This is a genomic window from Nonomuraea sp. NPDC050478 (assembly GCF_044458265.1).
Classification (GTDB): domain Bacteria; phylum Actinomycetota; class Actinomycetes; order Streptosporangiales; family Streptosporangiaceae; genus Nonomuraea; species Nonomuraea ferruginea.
The window spans coordinates 51,275-69,619 of record NZ_JBITHT010000014.1 but is presented as its reverse complement, the minus strand read 5'-3'; the positions used below and the strand labels follow the sequence as shown (position 1 = coordinate 69,619).

Annotated in this window: 21 protein-coding genes; 9 read left to right on the top strand and 12 right to left on the bottom strand. The window is 71.9% G+C overall.

What is annotated here, in order from left to right; genetic code table 11:
* Positions 1–2: 2 nt before the first annotated feature.
* From ACIBF7_RS43645 to ACIBF7_RS43630, 4 genes are read left to right on the top strand one after another with little or no spacing between them, the layout of a single operon-like run.
* Complete coding sequence (locus tag ACIBF7_RS43645; RefSeq protein ID WP_397199764.1) at positions 3–770, top strand: alpha/beta fold hydrolase; 768 nt, start codon at positions 3–5, stop codon at positions 768–770.
* 47 nt (positions 771–817) lie between these two features.
* Positions 818–1,054 (top strand): hypothetical protein, encoded by a 237-nt coding sequence (locus ACIBF7_RS43640; RefSeq protein WP_148036834.1) that lies wholly within the window; start codon positions 818–820, stop codon positions 1,052–1,054.
* Positions 1,051–1,521 (top strand): Clp protease N-terminal domain-containing protein, encoded by a 471-nt coding sequence (locus ACIBF7_RS43635; RefSeq protein ID WP_271274696.1) that lies wholly within the window; start codon positions 1,051–1,053, stop codon positions 1,519–1,521. The genes ACIBF7_RS43640 and ACIBF7_RS43635 overlap by 4 nt, the downstream gene beginning before the upstream one ends.
* Positions 1,518–2,498 carry a serine hydrolase gene (locus ACIBF7_RS43630; RefSeq protein WP_271274695.1) on the top strand — a complete coding sequence of 327 codons (981 nt, stop codon included), beginning with the start codon at positions 1,518–1,520 and terminating at the stop codon, positions 2,496–2,498. The genes ACIBF7_RS43635 and ACIBF7_RS43630 overlap by 4 nt, the downstream gene beginning before the upstream one ends.
* A 12-nt stretch (positions 2,499–2,510) precedes the next feature.
* Here the strand turns inward: ACIBF7_RS43630 and ACIBF7_RS43625 are convergent, their stop codons facing one another.
* The gene (locus ACIBF7_RS43625) at positions 2,511–3,620 is read right to left on the bottom strand and encodes a GuaB3 family IMP dehydrogenase-related protein (protein ID WP_271274762.1); all 1,110 of its coding nucleotides are present in this window, start codon (positions 3,618–3,620) and stop codon (positions 2,511–2,513) included.
* 15 nt (positions 3,621–3,635) lie between these two features.
* Positions 3,636–5,117 (bottom strand): IMP dehydrogenase, encoded by a 1,482-nt coding sequence (guaB, locus tag ACIBF7_RS43620; RefSeq protein ID WP_148036831.1) that lies wholly within the window; start codon positions 5,115–5,117, stop codon positions 3,636–3,638.
* Between the two features lie 397 nt (positions 5,118–5,514).
* Between guaB and ACIBF7_RS43615 the strand changes: the two genes are divergently transcribed.
* Entirely contained in the window at positions 5,515–6,528 is a 1,014-nt protein-coding gene (locus ACIBF7_RS43615; RefSeq protein WP_148036830.1) for a helix-turn-helix transcriptional regulator, read from the top strand.
* Positions 6,529–6,564: 36 nt separating this feature from the next.
* Positions 6,565–6,942 (top strand): DUF5319 family protein, encoded by a 378-nt coding sequence (locus ACIBF7_RS43610; RefSeq protein WP_271274694.1) that lies wholly within the window; start codon positions 6,565–6,567, stop codon positions 6,940–6,942.
* On the opposite strand, the gene ACIBF7_RS43605 is transcribed toward ACIBF7_RS43610, so the two are convergent.
* The 4 genes from ACIBF7_RS43605 to groES form a co-directional block, all read right to left on the bottom strand.
* The gene (locus tag ACIBF7_RS43605) at positions 6,903–7,058 is read right to left on the bottom strand and encodes a hypothetical protein (RefSeq protein ID WP_187281617.1); all 156 of its coding nucleotides are present in this window, start codon (positions 7,056–7,058) and stop codon (positions 6,903–6,905) included. The two genes, ACIBF7_RS43610 and ACIBF7_RS43605, sit on opposite strands and share 40 nt — an antisense overlap.
* Positions 7,055–7,690 carry a sigma-70 family RNA polymerase sigma factor gene (locus ACIBF7_RS43600; RefSeq protein ID WP_148036828.1) on the bottom strand — a complete coding sequence of 212 codons (636 nt, stop codon included), beginning with the start codon at positions 7,688–7,690 and terminating at the stop codon, positions 7,055–7,057. Before ACIBF7_RS43600 ends, ACIBF7_RS43605 begins: the two co-directional genes overlap by 4 nt.
* A 348-nt stretch (positions 7,691–8,038) precedes the next feature.
* A complete protein-coding gene (gene groL, locus ACIBF7_RS43595) occupies positions 8,039–9,658 on the bottom strand; it encodes a chaperonin GroEL (protein ID WP_271274693.1) in 1,620 nt (539 codons plus the stop codon).
* Between the two features lie 72 nt (positions 9,659–9,730).
* Complete coding sequence (groES, locus tag ACIBF7_RS43590) at positions 9,731–10,045, bottom strand: co-chaperone GroES (protein ID WP_219545199.1); 315 nt, start codon at positions 10,043–10,045, stop codon at positions 9,731–9,733.
* A 303-nt stretch (positions 10,046–10,348) separates the two neighbouring features.
* Here groES and ACIBF7_RS43585 point away from each other — a divergent pair, with 303 nt between their 5' ends.
* From ACIBF7_RS43585 to ACIBF7_RS43575, 3 genes are all read left to right on the top strand, one after another.
* Entirely contained in the window at positions 10,349–11,521 is a 1,173-nt protein-coding gene (locus tag ACIBF7_RS43585) for a methyltransferase domain-containing protein (RefSeq protein WP_397199763.1), read from the top strand.
* A 191-nt stretch (positions 11,522–11,712) separates the two neighbouring features.
* Positions 11,713–13,332 (top strand): hypothetical protein, encoded by a 1,620-nt coding sequence (locus ACIBF7_RS43580; RefSeq protein ID WP_397199762.1) that lies wholly within the window; start codon positions 11,713–11,715, stop codon positions 13,330–13,332.
* Positions 13,333–13,427: 95 nt separating this feature from the next.
* Positions 13,428–13,892, top strand: a complete 465-nt coding sequence (locus ACIBF7_RS43575) for a tetratricopeptide repeat protein (RefSeq protein WP_148036823.1) — start codon at positions 13,428–13,430, stop codon at positions 13,890–13,892.
* A gap of 14 nt (positions 13,893–13,906) precedes the next feature.
* Here the strand turns inward: ACIBF7_RS43575 and tsaD are convergent, their stop codons facing one another.
* The 6 genes from tsaD to ACIBF7_RS43545 are packed head-to-tail and all read right to left on the bottom strand — an operon-like array spanning position 13,907 to position 18,214.
* Positions 13,907–14,938, bottom strand: coding sequence for a tRNA (adenosine(37)-N6)-threonylcarbamoyltransferase complex transferase subunit TsaD (gene tsaD / locus ACIBF7_RS43570; protein ID WP_148036822.1), 1,032 nt, complete (start codon positions 14,936–14,938; stop codon positions 13,907–13,909).
* Positions 14,931–15,362, bottom strand: a complete 432-nt coding sequence (gene rimI / locus ACIBF7_RS43565; protein WP_271274761.1) for a ribosomal protein S18-alanine N-acetyltransferase — start codon at positions 15,360–15,362, stop codon at positions 14,931–14,933. Before rimI ends, tsaD begins: the two co-directional genes overlap by 8 nt.
* A gap of 11 nt (positions 15,363–15,373) precedes the next feature.
* On the bottom strand, positions 15,374–16,018 hold the full coding sequence (tsaB, locus tag ACIBF7_RS43560; protein WP_148036821.1) for a tRNA (adenosine(37)-N6)-threonylcarbamoyltransferase complex dimerization subunit type 1 TsaB: 645 nt from the start codon (positions 16,016–16,018) through the stop codon (positions 15,374–15,376).
* A gap of 51 nt (positions 16,019–16,069) precedes the next feature.
* Entirely contained in the window at positions 16,070–16,999 is a 930-nt protein-coding gene (locus tag ACIBF7_RS43555; protein ID WP_397199761.1) for a phosphotransferase family protein, read from the bottom strand.
* Between the two features lie 31 nt (positions 17,000–17,030).
* On the bottom strand, positions 17,031–17,564 hold the full coding sequence (locus ACIBF7_RS43550; protein WP_187281616.1) for a class F sortase: 534 nt from the start codon (positions 17,562–17,564) through the stop codon (positions 17,031–17,033).
* 2 nt (positions 17,565–17,566) lie between these two features.
* Positions 17,567–18,214, bottom strand: coding sequence for a hypothetical protein (locus ACIBF7_RS43545; RefSeq protein WP_187281615.1), 648 nt, complete (start codon positions 18,212–18,214; stop codon positions 17,567–17,569).
* Positions 18,215–18,345: the final 131 nt, after the last annotated feature.

Genomic DNA, 18,345 nt, shown 5'->3' with positions numbered 1-18,345 from the left:
TCATGCCGACACTCACCTCACCCGACGGCACCGTGATCGGCTACGAGCGCTCCGGCGACGGCCCCGCGCTCGTCCTGGTCGACGGCGCCATGTGCCACCGCGCCGCGGGCCCGATGCGGCCGCTCGCCGCCCTGCTGAGCTCGTCGTTCACCGTCCACGCGTACGACCGGCGCGGGCGCGGCGAGAGCACCGACACCCCGCCGTACGCGCCCGAACGCGAGATCGAGGACCTGCGGGCGCTCATCGCCGAGGCCGGCGGCGAGGCGTACGTCTACGGCATCTCCTCAGGCGCCGCCCTCGCCCTGAGAGCCGCGGCGACCGGCCCCGGCATCACCAGGCTCGCCCTGTACGAGCCGCCGTACATCGACGACCCCGGCAACGGGGCGTACACCGCCCGCCTGCGCGAGCTGCTCGCCGCCGGGATGAGAGGCGAGGCCGTCGCGCTGTTCATGGCCCACGTCGGGATGCCCGCCCAGGCCATCGACGGCATGCGCGGTCAGCCGATGTGGGCGGCGCTGGAGGCGATCGCGCCCACTCTCGCGTACGACGACGAACTGCTCGGCGGCGGCCGGGTGCCGCACGACCTGGCGTCGGCGATCACCATCCCCGCCCTGGTCCTGTCCGGCGGCGAAAGCCCGAACGGGCTCCAGGGCGCCGCCGAGGCCACCGCGGACGCCATCCCCACGGCCGAGCACCGATCCCTCGACGGCCAGACCCACGACGTCCAGCCGGACGCCCTCGCCCCGGTGCTGGCCGCCTTCCTCGCCTGAGCAACCTATGTTGACTAATTTCGGATTAGTCAACTAACGTTGCTTGCATGCCCGTGAGTGAGATCCCCCCTCCCCAGGAGCCCGGCGACGCGCTGGCGGCCGTGGTGGCGTTGCGGCGTCTGGCCGACCAGCTAGAGGACGCCGCCGTCGAGGAGGCGATGCGTGCGGGCTGGAGCTGGCCGCAGGTCGCCGAGGCACTCGGTGTGACGCGTCAGGCGGTCCACCGCAAGCACGCCAAGCGACTCATCGCCGCGGGCGTCAAGCTGAGGAGACGTTCACCGTGAGACCGTTCGACGCGTACCTGCACGCGATCCTCACCGAGGGAGAGGCCGAGGCCCGGCGGGACAGATCGCCGACGATCGAGGCGCAGCACCTCCTGCTGGCGGTCGCGGCCCAGGAGGACACCGCGCCGCAGCGCGTCCTCGCCGAGGCCGGGCTCGGTCACCAGGCCGTCCGCGCCGCGCTCGACCGCGAGTTCGAGCACAGCCTGAGCGCCGTCGGCGTGTCCGCCGCCTTCGGCCTCCCCCGGTCGAGTGTCCTACCCGGACGCCGGCCTGGCATGGGCGCCACGGGCAGGCTCGCCCTGGAGCGGAGCTTCGCGTCCGCGGCACGCAAGAAGGACCTGCGACCGGCACACGTGCTGGTCGGGATCCTGCACGCCGAGGTGGGCACGGTCCCGCGCGCCCTCGCCCTGGCCGGCGTCGACCGCGCCGCCCTACTGTCCCGAGCCCTGGAGCTGATCAACGAATGAACGCGGGAATCCAGCGCGTCCTCGACTGGGCGGTCGCCGGTGGCGGGGTGCCCGGGATCGTCGCCGACGTACGCGACGCCGACCGGTCCTGGTTCGGCACGGCGGGCGTGGCCGACCTGACGACCCGCCGGGCGCGCCGGCCGGGCGAGCACTTCAGGATCGGCAGCCTCACCAAGGCGTTCACCGCGGTGGTGGTCCTGCGGCTGGTGGCCGAGGGCGGGCTGACGCTGGACGACACGGTGGCGACGTGGCTGCCCGGCCTGGCCGAGGAGCAGCTCGGCGCCGACGGCACGACGATCAGCGTCAGGCGGTTGCTCAACCACACCAGTGGCCTGCCGGACGTCATCCCGGGCCTGGAGACGCCGCCCCTGGAGGAGCCGGGCGGCTTCCGCTACTCGAAGGTCAACTACAACCTCGCCGGGATGATCGTCGAACGGGTGACGGGCTCGACGCTCGCCGAGGAGATCGCGCGGCACGTCACCCGGCCGCTCGGCTTGACCGGCACGTACCTCCCCGGGGACGACCAGACACTCCGCGAGCCGCACGCGCGGCACTACGCGAAGCAGCCCGACGCGGAGATCCACGACGTGACCGCGACGGACCTGAGCTGGGCCTGGGCCGCCGGCGGCATGGTCTCGACGACCGCGGACCTGCACGCGTTCCTGCACGCGCTGCTGCGCGGCCGGCTGCTCCCGCCCGGCCTGCGGCGGGAGATGTTCACCACGGTCTCCACCGAGGGGACGGGGTGGGTCCCGCACGCCCGTTACGGCCTGGGCGTCTACTCCCAGCGGCTCTCCTGCGGCGTCACGGTCTGGGGAGGGGGCGGAGCCGTGCCCGGCTCGTGGAGCTACGCCATGGCCGACCGCGACGGCTCGCGCGCGGTGGTCGCCAACGCGAACGGCGACTGGGGCGACCTGATGGCCACCTTCGGCGACCTCCTGGACGCCCGGTTCCGCATGGCCGGAACCGGGCCCTGACCACCGGCGGGATCAGCTCTGGACGGGCGAGACCACGACCTCCACCCGCTGGAACTCCTTGATGTCGGAGTAACCCGTGGACGCCATCGTCCGCTTCAGCGCGCCCATGAGGTTCATCGACCCGTCGGCCACGCTCGAAGGACCGTGCAGGATCTGCGCCAGCGAGCCCACGGTGCCGAACTCGACCCGGCGCCCGCGCGGCAGGTCGGGGTGGTGGGCCTCGGAGCCCCAGTGGAAGCCGCGCCCCGGCGCCTCGACGGCCCTGGCCAGCGGCGAGCCCACCATGACGGCGTCGGCCCCGCAGGCGATGGCCTTGGCGATGTCGCCGGAGGTGCCCATGCCGCCGTCGGCGATGACGTGCACGTAGCGGCCGCCGGACTCGTCCATGTAGTCGCGCCGGGCCGCCGCCACGTCGGAGACCGCGGTCGCCATCGGCACCGCGACGCCCAGCACGTTGCGGGTGGTGTGGGAGGCGCCGCCGCCGAAGCCGACCAGCACGCCGGCCGCGCCGGTGCGCATCAGGTGGAGGGCGGCGGTGTGGGTGGCGCAGCCGCCGACGATGACCGGCACGTCAAGCTCGTAGATGAACTGCTTGAGGTTCAGCGGCTCGGCCCGGCCGGAGACGTGCTCGGCGGAGACCGTGGTGCCGCGGATGACGAAGATGTCGACGCCGGCGTCGATGACCGCCTTGTGGTACTGCACGACCCGCTGCGGCGACAGCCGGACGGCGGTGGTGACGCCCGCGGCCCTGATCTCCTCGATGCGCCGCCCGATCAGGTCCTCCTGGATCGGGGCCGTGTAGATCTCCTGGAGGCGCTTGGTGGCAGCCTCGGCGCTGAGGGAGGCGCACTCCTCCAGCAGCGGGGTCGGGTCCTCGTAGCGGGTCCAGAGACCTTCGAGGTCGAGCGGGGCCAGCCCGCCGTGCCGGCCGATCTCGATCGCGGTGGCCGGCGAGACCACGCTGTCCATCGGGGCGACGACGACGGGCAGCTCGAACCGGTACGCGTCGATCTGCCAGGCGATCGAGACCTCTTCCGGGTCGCGGGTGCGCCGCGACGGCACGAGGCCGATCTCGTCGAGCGAGTAGGCCCGGCGGCCCGACTTGCCCCGGCCGATCTCCACCTGCTGAGTCATGGATTACCTTCTGTGATAGTTAGGAGCTTCCACGGTCATCTGGATGTCGTGGGGATGGCTCTCCTTGAGACCCGCCGCGGTGATGGGCATCAGCTCGCAGTCGGTGTGCATCTGCTCGATGGTGCGGCAGCCCGCGTACCACATGCCCTGGCGCAGCCCGCCGACGAGCTGGTGGGCGACGGCGGCGGCCGGCCCGCGGTAGGGCACCTGACCCTCGATGCCCTCCGGGATGTACTTGTCCTCGCCGTCGACCCCGGCCTGCGCGTAGCGGTCCTTGCTGAAGGAGGTGCCGCCCCGCTCGCGGTTGCGCACCGCGCCGAGGGAGCCCATGCCGCGGTAGGACTTGAACTGCTTGCCGTTGATGAAGATCAGCTCGCCCGGCGACTCCTCGCAGCCGGCCAGCAGCGAGCCGAGCATGACCGAGTGGGCGCCGGCGGCGATGGCCTTGGCGATGTCGCCGGAGTATTGCAGCCCGCCGTCGCCGATGACCGGCACGCCCGCCGGCGCGCAGGCCAGTGACGCCTGGTGGATGGCGGTGATCTGGGGCGCGCCCACGCCGGCGACCACCCGGGTGGTGCAGATGGAACCGGGGCCCACGCCCACCTTGACGGCGTCGGCGCCCGCGTCGACCAGCATCTGGGCGCCGGCCCTGGTGGCGATGTTGCCGCCGATGACGTCGACCTTGGCGTTGGCCTTGATCTTGCCGATCATGTCGGCCAGGCCCTTGGAGTGGCCGTGGGCGACGTCGACCACGATGACGTCGACGCCGGCCTCGATCAGCGCCCTGGCCCGGGTCTCGGCGTCGCCGCCGACGCCCACGGCGGCGCCGACGACGAGCCGGCCGTCGGCGTCCTTGGTGGCCAGGGGGTACTGCTCGCTCTTGGTGAAGTCCTTGACCGTGATCAGGCCGCGCAGCCTGCCGTCGGGGTCGACCAGGGGCAGCTTCTCGATCTTGTTACGCCGCAGGAGGGCGAACGCGTCGTCGCGCGAGACCCCGACCGGGGCGGTGACCAGCGGCATCTTCGTCATGACGTCGCGTACGGGACGCGTGTGGTCGGTCTCGAAGCGCATGTCGCGGTTGGTCACGATGCCGACGAGGATGCCCGACGGGTCGGTGACCGGCACGCCGGAGATGCGGTAGGTGGCGCACAGCCGCTCGACCTCGGCCAGCGTGTCGTCGGGGCTGCACGTCACGGGGTTGGTGACCATGCCGGCCTCGGACCGTTTGACCAGGTCGGCCTGCTGGGCCTGCTCCTCGATCGACAGGTTGCGGTGGAGGATGCCGATGCCGCCCTGGCGGGCCATGGCGACGGCCATGCGGGCCTCGGTCACGGTGTCCATCGCGGCGGAGACCAGCGGGATGTTGAGCGTGATGCCGCGCGAGAGCCGGGTGACCGTCTCGGCCTCGCCCGGCTGGAGATCCGAGTAGGCCGGCACGAGCAGCACGTCGTCGAACGTCAGACCCGTCTCCGTGAACTTGGACATGCCGCGGCCCCTCCCTGCCTCGCCTGATGACGCCAAGTCTAGAGGGTGTGCGCAAAACGTATGGATGCCGGGAGGACGAGGACCCCCACGGTTCGTCGTGCTCCCGGCATCGAAAGAGCCGGAGGGCGGAACGATCTGCCGTCCGCCCCCCGGCCACCGGCATCCGGGCCGGGAGCGCGCCGTGGCCACCGAACCCCCCTCCGCGTCCTGATGGCCTGCGTCGCTCCGGCCGCCTGGGCTGCCGACGCTCTGTTAAGCCTGGGTCACTCTTCGGCATGCCGCAACGTGAAAACGTGCAATTGCACGAAGTTGCACCCCTCCGGCCCAACCTGCGGACAACCGCCGGATGCCGGGTTATCCTCAGGCACGCCGTATCCCCCCAACGGAGCACGCCACGATGCGCAACGAGCAGCGGACCCTGGCCGATCCGCTCGAAACGCTGGGCCTCGACCCCACCCAGACGGCCCTCTACACGGCTGTCCTGCGCCTCCACCGGGCCACCCGGAGCGAGCTCGCCGAGGTCATGAACGGCCCGGTCGACACCCTGGCCGGCCAGCTCGACGACCTGGTCAGGCTGGGGGTGGTCGACGAGCAGTCGGGCGAGTACCTCGCCAGGCACCCCGCGGCCGCCCTGGGCCGGCTGGTGGCGGACCGCCTCGACCTGCTCGCCGAGGAGAGCCGCAGGATCGACAGCGCGCTGGGCTCGATCCGCACCCTGATCCGCGACTACGACATGGGCCGCGACTACCGGAGCGGCCCGTTCCCCGTCGAGCTGGTCAGCGGCGCCGACGTGCTGTACGAGAGCGTCATGGGCATGGCGGTGCAGGCGCCGCCGCTCACCCTGCTCGTCGCGATCCCCGACGGGCGCACGATGACGGACTTCGCCCGCAAGTTCGCCGACCCGTGGATCGACGCCCAGGAGCGGGGCCTGATGGTGATCCGCGCCGTCGTGCCGGTCGACGCGCTGACGTTGCCGGGGGTCCGCGACGCGATGACGCGTGTGATCGCCACCGGGGGCAGCATGCGGACCCTCGACAGGGTGCCGAGCTGGTTCATGACGGCCGGGGCGGAGGCCGCCGGCCTGCCCGCCCGGTGGGGCGGCAACCTGCCCGAGGTCGCGTACAACTTCTACCTGCTGCGCACCCCGATCGTGGTGGGCATGCTGAGCTCGCTGTTCGAGGAGCTGTGGAGCAGGGCGGTCCCGCTGCCGTGGGGGCGCAGGGGCGACGCCATGGCGCAGGTGGTCCGCCTGGCCGCGCAGGGCCTGTCGGACGAGGCGATCGCCCGCCACCTCGGCGTGTCGGTCCGTACGGTGCGCACGAGGTTCGCCGAGGCCATGACCGAGCTGGGGGCGCAGTCGCGGTTCCAGGCGGGTGTGGAGGCGGCGCGGCGCGGATGGCTCGACCAATGACCACCATGGGCGCCGCCCCGGTCTTATGGTGGGAAGGTGCCGGAAGACGTCCCCCGCGACCCGTTCGCGGATGATCCCGACGACCCGTCCTCGGCGATGGGCGGGCTCGACGACGCCGAGCCGCTGACCGCCGCCGAGCGCGACGAGGCGATCACCGACCTGGCCGACGTGGAGGTCTTCCGTTCCCTGCTCGAGCCGCAGGGCGTGCTGGGGCTCGTGCTCGACTGCCCGGAGTGCGGCGAGCAGCACTTCTTCGACTGGGACCTGCTGCGCGGCAACCTGCGCCAGATGATCGAGCAGGGCCGGCCGCAGGTGCACGAGCCGGCGTTCCATCCCGACCCGGCCGACTACGTCACCTGGGAGTACGCCAGAGGCTACGTCGACGGCGTCATCGACACCGAGGAGCGCCGCTGATCGAGGACGTCCGCGACCAGCACGGCGAGCACCCGCGCGGCGGGGTCGTGGTGGTCGGGAAGCCCTCCGGCGGCGAGCGCGTCGAGCAGCGCGTCGCTCTCGTCCTCTGGCGTCAAGCGGACTCCAGCTCGGCCATCTGCCTCAGCCTGGCGAGCGCCCGGTGCTGGGCGACGCGTACGGCGCCTGGTGACATGCCGAGTACATTACCGGTCTCCTCGGCGGACAGCCCGGACACCACACGCAACAGCAGCAGCTCGCGCTGGTTGCGCGGCAGCCGGGCGAGCAGCCTGCGGGCGTGCTCCACCTCGATGTAGCGGACGACGGTCTCCTCCGGCCCCGGCCCGTCGTCGGGCCCGTCGGGCAGGTCCTGCGTCGGCACGGCCGAGCGCACGGAGCTGCGCAGCGCGTCGGCCACCTTGTGCGAGGCGATGCCGAACACGAAGGACGCGAACGGCCGTCCCATGTCGCGGTATCGCGGCAGCGCGGACAGGACCGCGATGCACACTTCCTGGGCCACGTCATCTGCTATGTGATATTGCCCTGACACCCTGCCCAGCCTGGCGCGGCAATAGCGCACCACCATCGGACGCAACTCGCCGAGCAAGGATTCGATCGCGGTGCGATCGCCCTGCACGGCGAGGGTTGTCAGTTCTCTTAGGTCGGAGTCATCCGTCCGTGCCGGAAGTCTCGACGCGAGCCTTACCCCAATTTTGGCGTCGGCGACGCTTCCCTCGCTCACGATAGGCATGATGCCCGCGTTGATCCGGCATGTCGTCATGGCGAACGGCTACGGATTGGTCACATTGACGCGACGATAACTCTCGGTAATCGGATGACAACACTAAGCCTTTGGCTGTGGCGCAATATTTCACCGAATAACCCGATACGCACGACATTTGTCAGACGTGGACGCTTACCGCCTGCTTGAGGTTTACCGAATTAATCCGACATTCTCCATCAAGATTCGCCGCCCGCAACATGACATACCACTGGCGTTTCGAAAGCAGGTACGACTGCGAAACCGGTCCGGGCGGTGACCGAAAACCACGACGGCCCGCACCGGAGCCGGTGCGGGCCGTGAGGAGCCGAACGTGGGTCAGTGACCGTGGCCGTGACCGTGGCCCTGGCCGGCGGCCGGAGCCTCCTCCTCGGGCTTGTCGACGACGAGCGCCTCGGTGGTCAGCAGCATCCCCGCGATCGACGCGGCGTTCTGCACGGCCGAGCGGGTGACCTTGACCGGGTCGATGACGCCCTGGGCGAGCAGGTCGCCGTACTCGCCGGTGGCGGCGTTGAGGCCGTTGCCGGCGGACAGCTCCGCCACCTTGTGCGTGACGACGTAGCCCTCCAGACCGGCGTTCTCGGCGATCCAGCGGGTCGGCTCGACCAGTGCGCGGCGCACGATGGCCACACCGGTCGCCTCGTCGCCCGTCAGGCCGAGGTCGTCGAGCTCCTTGGCGACGTGGATCAGCGCCGAGCCGCCGCCGGAGACGATGCCCTCCTCGATGGCCGCGCGGGTCGCGGAGATCGCGTCCTCGAGACGGTGCTTCTTCTCCTTGAGCTCCACCTCGGTGGCGGCGCCGACGCGCAGCACGCACACGCCGCCGGCCAGCTTCGCCAGGCGCTCCTGGAGCTTCTCGCGGTCCCAGTCGCTGTCGGACTGCTCGATCGCGAGCTTGATCTCCTTGACGCGGTCCTCGATGGCCGCGGCGTCACCGGCGCCGTCGACGATCGTGGTGCTGTCCTTGTCGATCACGATGCGGCGGGCGGTGCCGAGCACCTCCAGGCCGACGTTCTCCAGCTTGAGGCCGATCTCCTCGCTGACGACCTGGCCGCCGGTGAGGATGGCCATGTCCTGCAGCATCGCCTTGCGGCGGTCGCCGAAGCCCGGGGCCTTGACGGCGACGGAGGTGAACGTGCCGCGGATCTTGTTGGTGACCAGGACGGCCAGGGCCTCGCCCTCGACGTCCTCGGCGACCACGAGCAGCGGCTTCTTGGTCTGGGCGATCTGCTCCAGCAGCGGGAGGAAGTCCGCGATGGAGGAGATCTTGCCCTGGGTGAGCAGGATGTAGGCGTCCTCCAGGACGGCCTCCATGCGCTCGGTGTCGGTGACCATGTAGGCCGACAGGTAGCCCTTGTCGAACTGGAGACCCTCGGTGAACTCCAGGTCCATGCCCATGGCGTTGGACTCTTCGACGGTCAGCACGCCGTCCTTGCCGACCTTGTCGAACGCCTCGGCGATCAGCTCGCCGATCTTGGCGTCCTGGGCGGAGATCGTCGCGACGTTGGCGATCTCCTTCTTGTCCTCGACCGGCCGGGCGGAGGCGAGCAGCTTGTCGCTGACCTCCTTGGCGGCCTTGTCGATGCCGCGCTTGAGCGACAGCGGCGAGGCGCCGGCCGCGACGTTGCGCAGGCCCTCACGGACCATGGCCTGGGCCAGGACGGTCGCGGTGGTGGTGCCGTCACCCGCGATGTCGTTGGTCTTGGTGGCCACTTCCTTGGCGAGCTGGGCGCCGAGGTTCTCGTAGCGCTCCTCAAGCTCGATCTCGCGGGCGATGGTCACGCCGTCGTTCGTGATCGTCGGAGCACCGAACTTCTTGTCGATGACGACGTTGCGGCCGCGGGGGCCGAGGGTTACCTTCACGGCATCCGCGAGGGCGTTGACGCCGCGCTCGAGCGCGCGGCGGGCGTCCTCGTTGAATTCCAGGATCTTCGCCATTTTTGCTGAAAGTCCTCTCCTAGCGTCGAAGGCCCCGGGGCTCTAGAGCGCCCGGGGCCCGACACAACCGGCTTACTTCTCGATGATCGCGAGAACGTCGCGGGCGGAGAGCACGAGGTACTCCTCGCCGCCGTACTTGACCTCGGTGCCGCCGTACTTGCTGTAGAGGACGATGTCGCCCTCACTGACGTCGAGCGGAATCCGCTTCTCGCCGTCCTCGTCCCAGTTGCCGGGGCCCACCGCGAGGACCTTGCCCTCCTGCGGCTTCTCCTTGGCGGTGTCGGGAATGACCAGGCCGGAAGCGGTGGTCTGCTCTGCCTCAAGCGGCTGAACCACGATGCGGTCGCCGAGCGGCTTAACGGGAACCTTGGTGGCGGTCGTCACGATCGGACCTCCCCTTCAGATGTGACTGATTAGAAGAGGCGACCAGCTGGGCCTGCCGTCGCGGGTGCCAGACCTGCCTCGTCGCACGTTGGCACTCTCACGGGGAGAGTGCCAACAGGAAACATATGCAAGAGGGGCTTGACAGTCAACACGAACTCGTCTGCTCACAGCGATCGTGGGCAAGCTTTCACGAGGTCGACCCGGACTCCGGAGCCTCCTGGAGCTCCAGCCTACGTCCGCGCGGGCCCCTCACGGGCCGACACGCTGGCCCGGAAGCACTCCGTACGGGCGCTACCGTCGTATGCCGTGGATCTCGACGCCTTCACCGCGCTGCTGACCCCGCGCGGCCGCGAAGCCCTGGCCGAGGCGCAGGAGCTCGTCGGCGCCGACCCCGTCGCCGCCGCCACGCGGCTGCGCAGGACCCAGGACGCCGCGCTCACCTCGGCCGCGCTCACCCAGGCCCGGCTGCGCGAGCGGGCCAAGGCCAAGTTCGGCGCCGACGCCGGGCACATGTTCTTCACCCCGCACGGCCTGGAGCAGGCGACCAGGGCCGAGGTGGCCGCCCACCGGGCGCGGCGGCTGGGCGCGGCTCCCGGGCCGCGCGTGGCCGACGCCTGCTGCGGCGTCGGGGGCGATCTGCTGGCGCTGGCGCGGGCCGGCTGCGCGGTCGACGCCGTGGACACCGACCCGCTCTCGGTCGCCGTGGCCAGGGCCAACGCCGAGGCGCTCGGGGTGGCCGACCGGGTGACCGTACGGGTGGGCGACGCCGCCGAGGTGCGGCCGGAGGCCTACGACGTGCTGTTCGCCGACCCCGCCCGGCGCACCTCCAGGGGCAGGACGTTCGACCCGCTCGCCTACTCGCCGTCCTGGCCCGTGGTGCTCGGCCTGCTGGGCAGGGCGCGGGTCGGCTGCGTGAAGGTCGCTCCGGGCATCCCGTACGAGTTCATCCCGGACGACGCGGAGGCCGAATGGGTCTCGTACAAGGGCGAGGTGAAGGAGGCCACCCTGTGGACCGGCCGCCCGCCGGAGGGGGCGCGGCGCGCGACGCTGCTGCCGGGCGGGCACACGCTCACCGCCACCGGCGCCCGCGCGGCCACCGGGCCGGTCGGGCGGTACGTGTACGAGCCGGACGGTGCGGCCGTCAGGGCGCATCTCGTCGGCGAGGTGGCCGAGCTGGTGCGCGGATGGCTGCCCGACCCGATGATCGCCTACATCTCGGGGGACGAGCCGGTCGACACCCCGTGGGCCACCCGCTACGAAATACAGCACGTGCTGCCGTTCTCGCTGAAGCGGCTCAGGGCCGCGCTGAGGGAGCGCGGAGTGGGCAACGCCGTCATCAAGAAACGCGGCTCGGCGGTCGATATAGAACGCCTGCGGGCCGACCTCAGGCTTTCCGGCGACAGGACCGCCGTGGTCATTCTGACGCGCGTATCCGATAAGCCCACTGTCCTGATCTGCGACCCCAGCCCACCTGCGTGAATGACAAATCAGGGCGATTCACCGATAAGCGCGACGTTTTTCTTCGCCCCTGACGGACCTTGATCGAAAGGCTAAGGTGGGCGGGCGGGAGTCCTCCCCCCTCTTGCGGTGAGCCGCGTTCTCCTTCTTATCTGCAAATCGGACCATCCCACCGCTACGCGGCAGACCGTCGACAGCGAAGGAGCCTTTCGGTGGACCATTCCAACCACACCACTCTGCTGCAGGCGGCGGGTGGCCAGACCGCCATCTCGGAGCGGATGCGGGAGCTGCTGGCGCGTGCCGCCCAGGATCACGTGTACGAGCAGCGCACGCAGGGAGCCGTGCTCGACGAGATCCGCCAGCGGCTGGAGGGCATGGAATGGCTCCTGCGCGAGGTGCGCGAGCGCGAACTGGGCGGCCTGAGCGGCACCCTGGAGACCGTCAGCGGCCGGCTGGACGACATCGCCGCCAAGCCGCCCCTGTGGGCCGAGGGCCTGGCCCAGCACGTCGAGGCGGTGCGCGACCACGTCGACGCGGTGGGCGAGCAGGTCGGCGGCGTCGACTCGGCCGTGGAGTCGGTCGGCAAGCGCGTCCACCCGGTCATGGAGCTGCCGAAGCTGCGCGCCGACGTCACCGCCGTGTGCGAGGGGATGGAGGAGACGCTGGGCCGGCTGCAGACGGTGGTCGACTTCACCGACGACATGGCCAAGCGGATGGGTGACGTCACGGCCAGGCTGGCGCAGGTGAGCGCGGGCATGGAGGTGGCCGCCGGCCGGTTCACCCGGCTCGACAAGTCGCTGGCCGAGCTCAACTCCCGCACCGACCGCGTCGAGGGCGTGGTGCTCGACCTGTCCGACACCTTCGACGAGCGGGTGGCGAGCGCCGCCCGCGAGGTGCGGGCCCGGGTCGACGAGGTCGACGAGCACCTGTCCGGGCGCTTCGACGGCGTCGACGGCCGGGTCGACCGGGTCGAGAGCCGGCTCATGGCGCTCGACACCCGGTTCGAGACGGCCGAGGAGAGCCTGGCCGACGTCGACGCCCGCCTGCGCGGCGTGGACGCCCGCGTGACCTCCCACACCGGCCGCTTCGACGCCCTCGACGCCCGCCTGGCCTCCCACGCGGGCCGCTTCGACGCCATCGACGAGCACCTCGACACGCACACAGGCCGCTTCGACGTGATCGACGAGCGTCTCGCCGCCCACGCCGACCGCCTCGACGCCGCGGACACACGGCTGACCGGCCGCTTCGACACCGTCGACCGGCACCTCGTCACGCACGCGGACAGGTTCGACGCCATCGACGAGCGGCTGACCGCCCAGGTCGGGCGGTTCGACACGGTCGAGGACCGGCTGACCGCGCAGGACGAGCGCCTGGAGGCCGTCGACGGCCGCCTCGGCAAGGCCGCGGGCCGCCACGAGGACCGCTTCGCCGGCATCGACGACCGCCTGACCTCGCTCGACGGGCGCCTGGGCGAGGCCGAGGAGCGCCTGGCCCACCGGGTCGAGGGCCTCGACGCCCACCTGACCGGCCTCAACACCCGCGCCGAGCAGGCCGGCGAGACCCTGGAGGCGGTCGGCCGCCGCATCGACGGCCTGCCCGCCGCCCTCGGCATCGGCGAGCTGCTCGACACCCACGGCGAACGGCTGACCGAGGCGGCCGCCTCGCTCGCCGAGATCGTCCGCTCCCGCCCCGACCGCGACACGCTCGCCGAGACCGTCTCGGACATCGTCCAGCCCGCCACCACCGACCTCAACAAGCGCCTGGGCGCCCTGGAGGAGACCATGCTGGCACTCGCCGAAGCACTGCTGCGACCGAGCCGCGCCAAGGACTGACCCGGCTCCCCCGTACGCGAGCCGGCGGAAGGGCGCTGAGCGACGCACGGCGAGTAGGCTCACCATGATCGCCAGCGACAGTGGAGGAGCCGCTCATGACCACCGACCCCACGATGGCCCGGATCGCCCAGGGAGTGGAGTTACATCACCACCAAGGGCAGCGTGATGCCGCTCGTGACCTGTTCGCGCAGATCTGGGACGACATCGGCGGCGAGCAGGGCGACCCGCTGCATGTCTGCGTCCTCGCCCACTCGATGGCCGACGTGCAGGACGACGTGCACGAGGAACTGACGTGGGACCTGCGGGCGCTCGCCGCCGTCGGCCAGGTCACCGACGAGCGGGTGGCCGAGGCCGGGGTGCCGCTGTCGGTGGCCGGCCTGTATCCGTCGTTGCATCTGAACTTGGGTGAGTGCTACCGGAAGCTGGGCGATCTCGGCCGCGCCCGCGAGCACCTCCAGCAGGCGCGGGCCGAGATCGGCGCACTCGGCGACGACGGCTACGGCCGGCTCATCAAGGGCGGGCTGGAGCGGCTGGCCGAACAGCTGGACGAGACCGTCTGAGCGCGCCCGCGCGGTCAGACGTTGACGGTCGTGATCGGCAGGGACGAGTCGGCGGGGATGTCCAGCGCGGAGGGCGCGATCCCGGCAGCCACCAGGTCGGAGCCGAGCGCGGCCACCATGGCGCCGTTGTCGGTGCACAACCCCGGGCGGGGCACGCGCAGCCGCACGCCCGCCGCGTCGCACCGCTCCTGGGCCAGGGCGCGCAGCCGTGAGTTGGCCGCCACCCCGCCGCCGATGAGCAGGTCGTGCACGTCGTACTTCCGGCACGCCTGCAACGCCTTGCGGGTCAGCACGTCGACGACCGCCTCCTGGAACGAGGCCGCCACGTCGGGCACGTGGATGCGCTCGCCCGCGGCCTCGCGGGCCTCCACCCAGCGTGCGACGGCGGTCTTGAGCCCGGAGAAGGAGAAGTCGAGCGTGCCGTCGTCGATCTTGCCGCGAGGGAAGGCGACGGCCGTGCCGGAGCCGTCGCGGGCCGCCTTGTCGATGTACGGGCCGCCGGGGAACGGCAGCCCGAGCACCCGCGCCACCTTGTCGAACGCCTCCCCCGCCGCGTCGTCCACGGTGGACCCGAGCGAGATCACGTCCGCGGCGACGTCGGGCACCAGCAGCAGCGAGGAGTGGCCCCCGGACACCAGCAGGGCGATGCACGGCTTGGGCAGCGGCCCGTGTTCGAGCTGGTCGACGGCGACGTGCGCGGCCAGGTGGTTGACGCCGTAGAGCGGGACGCCCAGGCCGAGGGCGTACGACTTGGCGGCGGCCACGCCGACCAGCAGCGCCCCGGCCAGCCCCGGCCCGGCGGTGACGGCCACCGCGTCGACGTCGGAGAGCTTCACCCCGGCCGCGGCCAGCGCCGCGTCCACGGTGGGCGTCATGGCCTCCAGGTGGGCGCGCGAGGCGACCTCGGGCACCACGCCGCCGTAGCGGGCGTGCTCGTCCATGCTGGAGGCGATGGTGTTGGCCAGCAGCGTGTGGCCCCTGACGAGGCCGATGCCGGTCTCGTCACAGGACGTCTCGATGCCCAGGACCAGGGGTGCGTCAGCCATCCTGCTTCCTTCTCATCATGATCGCGTCGGTGCCGTCGTCGTAGTAGCGGCGGCGGGTGCCGATGCTCTCGAACCCGAATCGCTCGTAGAGGCCGCGCGCCACCGGGTTGTCCTCCCGCACCTCCAGGAAGATCTCGCGAGCCCCGCGGCGGCGCGCCTCGGCCAGCAGCTCGGTGAGCATGGCGGCGCCGACGCCGGTGCCGCGGTGGGCGGGCAGCACCGCGATCGTCTGCACGTCGGCCTGGTCGGCGGCGACCGCGACCCCGGCGTAGCCGATGATCACGTCGTCGACCACGGCCACCACGTAGTGTCTGGTGCGCGGCTGGTCGGCCAGCTCGCCCCGCATCATGCCCTCGCTCCACGCGTCGAGCGGGAACGTGGCGCGCTCGATCGCCATGACCTCCGGCAGGTCGCCCTCGGTCATCTGGCGCAGCCTCACGCCGTCACCCGCTTGGGCGCGCCCGGCACGGCCGCGTCGGGGCGGCGCAGGTAGATCGGGCGGGCCTCGTCGAGCGGCACGCCCGCCGCGATGCGCTCGGCCGCCAGCGCGGCCAGGAACCCGGCGTGCGGGTAGGCGGGCTCGCGGGCCGGGCCGAGCGCGCCGGGGTAGAGACCGGCTCCGGCGCCGACCACCGGCAGACCCTCGACGGGCACCTCGGCAGGCTTGTCGACGGAGGGGCCGTCGAGCCTGGTGCGCCGGTCGGCGTAGCGGGCCCAGAAGACCTCCTTGCGCCGCGCGTCGGTCGCCACCAGGAACGGCTCGTCGAGGCCGCTGCCGTACGCCAGCGCGTCGAGGGTGCAGATGCCGTGGGCGGGCACGCCGAGCGTGGCCGCCAGCGCCTGCGCGGTCATCAGCCCGACGCGCAGGCCGGTGTAGGGGCCGGGGCCGCGGCCCGCGACGACGGCCGTCACCTCGCGCAGCGGCACGCCCGCCTCGGCGAGCACCCGCTCGACGGCCGGCGCCAGCAGCTCGCCGTGGCGGCGCGCGTCGATCGTCGTGGATTCGGCGAGCACCCGCTCGCCGTCGTGGACAGCGGCGGTGACGGCGGGCGTCGCGGTGTCAAAGGCCAGGACCAGCACGACTGTTTAGCCTACCCGCGGCTCACACCCCACCGCGCCCGTACGCGCTCCTCAGGCCCAGCCCGTGCGGTGGCGCAGCCACTCCAGCGCCTCGACGCCCTGCGCGTGCTGGAAGGCGCGCAGGGTGGGCAGCCCCGGCGGGGCCGACTGACGGCTCTGCCGCAGGAAGAAGCCGGTCAGCCCGGCCAGCGCGGCGGTGATGGCCGGGGCCGGGTCGGGCAGCAGCTCCTGCGGCGGCGGTCCGCCCTGCATGGCCACCGACGGCAGCATGGCCATGAGGTCGAACCAGGCGGCTCCCGTGCACGCCCACGGCCAGTCGACGACGTACACCCGGTCACCGGCCACCAGCAGGTTGTCGGCGCGCAGGTCGGAGTGGAGCAGCGTGTCGCCGGCGGCCCCCGCGGCCCAGCCGGACTCCAGCTCGGCCAGCGCGGCGAGATGGCGCAGCGCCCACGGGTCGAGCCCGGCGGTGTCCTCGCCCAGGAGCCTGCGCCAGCCGCGGAACGAGTCACCGAGCCGCTCCGCGATGGACGGCGCGTCGATGGGCGACGGCGTCAGCTCGGCGCCCATCCGCCGCACGGCGGCCAGCACCAGGTCGAGCTCGTCGCGGCGCCACGGCGTCACCGGATGGCGCCCCTCGATGTCCTCGAACACGAGCGTCACCCAGCCGTCGAGCTCGAACGAGGTGAGCAGCCGGGGAGCGGGCACGGCGGCGGGCAGCGCGGCGGAGATCGCGGCCTCCGCCCGGTAGATGCGGACGGCGTCGGGGTTCGGCTCCGGGCTCACGGTCTTGACGAAGGCCCGGCGGCCCCCGTCGGTGCGCAGCCGCACCGCCGCGGCCGGGGAGAAGCCGCCGTCCTGGGTGACCGCCTCGGCCACCCGGCCGCCGAGGAACTCCTCCACGGCGGCGCGCACGCCGGCGTGGACGTCCTGCCAGGGCACGCGCACGCCGGTCGCCGGCGGGTTCGTCCGAGTGCTCATGCATCCATGATCGGGTGCGGAGCAACCGGTTTTAGGCGCGCGACGCGTACACGATGATGTTGTCGACGTACTCGCCCTGGGCCGCGTCGAACCTTCCGCCGCAGGTCACGAGCTTGAGCCCGTCCTCGACGTACACCTTCCTGAGCGGGAACTCGTCCTTGTGCACCTGCTCGACGGCGTCGACCTTGTACGTGACGGTCTTGCCGTCGCTCCGCTCGACCCGTACCTTCGAGCCTTTGCGCAGGTGGCGGAGCTTGTAGAACACGGCGGGCGCGGTCTTGGTGTCGACGTGGCCGATGATCACCGAGGCGCCCTTCTCGCCGGGCACCACGCTGCCGGTGTACCAGCCCGCCATCTCGGGCTTCTCGTAGGGCGGCAGCTCGACCTCGCCGTTCTTCACGCCGAGCTTCATCAGCGGCGCCTCGACGTCGATCGAGGGGATGCCGATGGTCTCGGGCACGACCGCGGCCGCGGCCTGCTCGGGCTGCTGCATGCTCTGGCCGAAGGCGACCAGCACCAGGCCCGTGACGGCGCCCGCGAGCACCACCCGTCCGGAACTCGCCATGACTAGGACCGGCGGCGCTTGACCGCCACGCCGACGCCGACGGCGAGCGCCAGCCCGATGGCCGCGCCGACGCCGCCGAGCGGGATCGACGTGCCCTCGTCGACTTCCTTGCCGAACGTGCCGCCGCCGCCCGCCCTGGGCGCCCTGGTGGGCACGTCGCTGGGCAGCGGTTCCGCCCGCGCCACGCGCAGGGTGGCCCGGCCCGAGTGGTTGGTGCCGTCGCACTTGACGTCCACGCGGTACGAGCCGCGCCGGACCGTTCCGGAGATCTGCGCCTGACCGCGCACCCAGTCGCCCCCGGCGTTGCCGGTCGGGCTGGGCGTGCCGCCCGAGGTGGTCGGGTTGAGCGTGACCCCGCTGACGAACGCCCTGGACGTGGCGGTGCCGGTGTGGGCGGGCCCGCCCTGAGGCGCCGGGCAGTTGGCCAGGATCCACACGGTGGAGCTCTCGCCCGCAGTGACGCGATCGGGGTTGAGCTGGACCGAGATGGAGGAGACCGCCGGAGTGGCGGTCGCCGTGGCCGTCGTGGTGGCCGTCGTGGTCGCGGTGGTGGTGGCGGTCGGCTGGCCCGTGCCTGTCGGGCTGCCGGTCGGCGTGGAGCTTTCCGCCGGTGTCTGCGCCTCCGCCGCGCAGCCCATGAGGCCGATCATGAGGATGGCCCCCGCATAAGCGACTCGCCTGACCCTGAGCACCGCCGCACCCCACTCCGCCGCTCTTTTACTAGCATCCACCGGTTTCGTGGATACCGCCCTCCTGATACCCAGATTTTCTGGGCCAACCC

Bases quoted from the DNA above. Each gene is read 5' to 3' on its own strand.
- ACIBF7_RS43550 (WP_187281616.1), bottom strand. From the start codon at position 17,564: ATGGCGAGTTCCGGACGGGTGGTGCTCGCGGGCGCCGTCACGGGCCTG.
- ACIBF7_RS43640 (WP_148036834.1), top strand. From the start codon at position 818: ATGCCCGTGAGTGAGATCCCCCCTCCCCAGGAGCCCGGCGACGCGCTG.
- ACIBF7_RS43615 (WP_148036830.1), top strand. From the start codon at position 5,515: ATGCGCAACGAGCAGCGGACCCTGGCCGATCCGCTCGAAACGCTGGGC.
- ACIBF7_RS43600 (WP_148036828.1), bottom strand. From the start codon at position 7,690: ATGCCTATCGTGAGCGAGGGAAGCGTCGCCGACGCCAAAATTGGGGTA.
- guaB (WP_148036831.1), bottom strand. From the start codon at position 5,117: ATGTCCAAGTTCACGGAGACGGGTCTGACGTTCGACGACGTGCTGCTC.
- ACIBF7_RS43555 (WP_397199761.1), bottom strand. From the start codon at position 16,999: ATGAGCACTCGGACGAACCCGCCGGCGACCGGCGTGCGCGTGCCCTGG.
- ACIBF7_RS43575 (WP_148036823.1), top strand. From the start codon at position 13,428: ATGACCACCGACCCCACGATGGCCCGGATCGCCCAGGGAGTGGAGTTA.
- groL (WP_271274693.1), bottom strand. From the start codon at position 9,658: ATGGCGAAGATCCTGGAATTCAACGAGGACGCCCGCCGCGCGCTCGAG.
- ACIBF7_RS43545 (WP_187281615.1), bottom strand. From the start codon at position 18,214: ATGATCGGCCTCATGGGCTGCGCGGCGGAGGCGCAGACACCGGCGGAA.
- tsaD (WP_148036822.1), bottom strand. From the start codon at position 14,938: ATGGCTGACGCACCCCTGGTCCTGGGCATCGAGACGTCCTGTGACGAG.
- rimI (WP_271274761.1), bottom strand. From the start codon at position 15,362: ATGACCGAGGGCGACCTGCCGGAGGTCATGGCGATCGAGCGCGCCACG.
- ACIBF7_RS43630 (WP_271274695.1), top strand. From the start codon at position 1,518: ATGAACGCGGGAATCCAGCGCGTCCTCGACTGGGCGGTCGCCGGTGGC.
- ACIBF7_RS43645 (WP_397199764.1), top strand. From the start codon at position 3: ATGCCGACACTCACCTCACCCGACGGCACCGTGATCGGCTACGAGCGC.